1 protein-coding gene is annotated in these 2,749 nt (G+C 63.4%); it reads right to left on the reverse strand.

The window, feature by feature from the left end; genetic code table 11:
• Window positions 1–2,682 (reverse strand): DNA translocase FtsK (locus Q0331_RS01895; protein ID WP_298074374.1); only part of this gene is annotated, 2,682 nt, incomplete at its 3' end.
• Between the last annotated feature and the right edge of the window lie 67 nt (window positions 2,683–2,749).

Here is a 2,749-nt window from a genome sequence, read left to right on the forward strand (position 1 = left end):
CTCGGTGTAGTCGGGCTCGGCCTGATCCTTGGCGGCCTCCACGACGGCGTTGATCTCCTCGTCCGTCACGAAAGCACCCTGAATGCGCTGCGGCTTTCCTGCACCCTGCGGAATGAACAGGCCATCGCCCATACCGATCAGCTTCTCCGCGCCACCCTGGTCCAGGATCACGCGGGAGTCGGTCGAGGAGCTGGTGGCGAAGGCCAGTCGGGAAGGAACGTTCGTCTTAATCAGGCCGGTGACCACGTCCACCGACGGGCGCTGCGTTGCCAGCACCAGGTGGATACCGGCGGCGCGGGCCTTCTGGGTGATGCGCACGATCGAATCCTCGATCTCGCGCGGAGCGGTCATCATCAGGTCGGCCAGCTCGTCGACCACGCACACGATGTACGGGTACGGGCGGTACTCGCGCTCCGAGCCCAGCGGGGTGGTGATCTCGCCGGACTTAACCTTGCGGTTGAAGTCCTTGATGTGGCGCACCCGGCTGGCCTTCATGTCCATGTAGCGCTGCTCCATCTCCTCCACTAGCCAGGTCAGAGCGGCGGCCGCCTTCTTCGGCTGGGTGATGATGGGCGTAATCAGGTGCGGGATGCCCTCGTAGGGGGTCAGCTCCACCATTTTCGGATCCACCAGGATCAGGCGTACCTCGTCCGGCGTGGCGCGGGTCAGTAGCGAAACCAGCATGGAGTTCACGAAGGCCGACTTACCGGAACCCGTGGAGCCGGCCACCAGCAGGTGCGGCATCTTCTGAATCGAGTGGGCTACAAAGTCGCCCTCGATGTCCTTGCCCAGCCCGATAACCATCGGGTCGGCATCGCCGCGCACCTTCGGCGCCTCAAGCACATCGCCGAGGCGCACCATTTCGCGGTCAGTGTTGGGCACCTCAATACCCACTGCGGACTTGCCCGGAATCGGGGTCAGCAGGCGGACGTTGTCGGTGGCCACCGCGTAGGCCAGGTTGGACTGCAGGTTCGTGATCTTGGAGACCTTCACGCCCGGGCCGAGTTCTACCTCGTAGCGGGTCACTGTCGGGCCACGGCTGAAGCCCGTCACCTGCGCGTCGACGTTGAATTCCTCGAACACGTCGGTGATCGCCTCGATCATCCGATCGTTCGTCTCACTACGAGTTTTCGGCGCATCGCCGTTCAGCAACAGGTCCGTCGACGGCAGCGCGTAGTCGCTGTCTTCCTTGTTCGTTGTGGCTCTCTCTGCGACCTTATCTGTGACGCCCTCAGCCACATCCTCTTCCAGCTCCGACTTCGGCGTGGAGGCTGGAACCGCAGCAGCGTCAATCCCCGAGCGGGCAATGATGGCCTGTCGCACCGAGTCACGGGAGTCGGCTACGGGATCCCGCTTGGGCTCAGGCTTGGACTCTGCCTTGGGCTCAGGCTCGTCGTCGTCCAGCAACTCTGCGACGTCCTCCACCTGCGGAGCAGACTTCGGCTGGGTGCGCTTCGGCTGGGTGCGCTTGCGACGCTGCGGTGTGTGGGAGGCCGCAGTGTCGAGCACCAAGGTCTCGTTGGAATCAGCCGCTTCGTCTACGTCGCTCCCCTGCTCCGCCACCGGGTAGTTGTCCATCGGCGTCCGGCGGGCGGCGCGGGTGATCTGGCGGTCGACGTGGCCATACTGATCGTCCTCGTCAACGTCGTTGGATTGGGCTTCGTAGTCGGCGTAATCATCGTTACCGCGACCATCGCGCCAAGTGCCCACCCCCAGGAAGTCCGCTGCGAGGGTGTAAATCTGCTTCACCGTCAGCCCTGTGAGCTGCAGAGCACCGTACACAATGGCCAGCAGCAACAGAGGAACGGCCAGGTAGACGCTAAAGCCAACGGCCATCGGCGTACCGATAGCCTGGCCGACCAGACCACCTGCGCTCGCCTTTCCGGCACTGTCAGTGGGCTGGCCAGCGAAGATATGAATGAGCCCCAACATCGGCAGCACCACCAGCGCGGAGCCGATCCACAGGCGGACGGTGGAACGCTGAGTGCGCTCGATGCCGACCATCAACACCCAGGCGGCGAAGGCCATGGCGATCGGGACTACGTATCCGCCCGCGCCGATGATCCAGGTAAGAATTCCCGCGATGCCGTTACCCACGGCACCGCCCACTCCGAACCACAGGGTTCCAGCCAGGATTAGGGCTACAGCGAACACGCCGATGGCTGCACCGTCGTAGGAGCCGCCGATGCGCATCGGTTCTGCACCTTCGCTGGGGTCTTGGGCGCTGAAGTCGGCGTCAAAACCATCGTCCTCAGTGTCCGGCGTCCAACCGTCACCAGCGCGCAAACCACGACCCGAATCAAGCTTCTTGGCTTGACTATTGCGCGAATTCCGCTGCTTACCCCGCTTGGAGATCACCTGGGTTTCCGCCTCCTCTAGAAAATCTGCATCGTCATAAGAATCAAAGTCACCTGCGTCACGGCGGGTCGCTAGGCGGCGAGTCAAGCCACCGATGCCCCGTGCCGCTCCGCTAAACGCAGACCCCAGCGAGTGGCCGACCACGCCGAAGGCGCTGCCGGTCCTCTCGAAGTCCTCGCCCCCGGCATAGCCAGAATAACCGGCACCGACCGGCGCGGTGGTTCGAGTATCTTCGAACCCACCACGACGGCTGGAGCTCGGTCGGTTGGCGTGTGCGCCCCTTCCGCGGGGCGCAGAGCTGCGAGAGCGACTAGTGACAGACATGGCCACCACTTTAGTCGCACTGTTCACAGTAGTCACATGAGCAACACGCGCTTTGTTCTAAAAAGAT

This window comes from uncultured Corynebacterium sp., from assembly GCF_937999985.1.
Taxonomy (GTDB): Bacteria; Actinomycetota; Actinomycetes; order Mycobacteriales; family Mycobacteriaceae; genus Corynebacterium.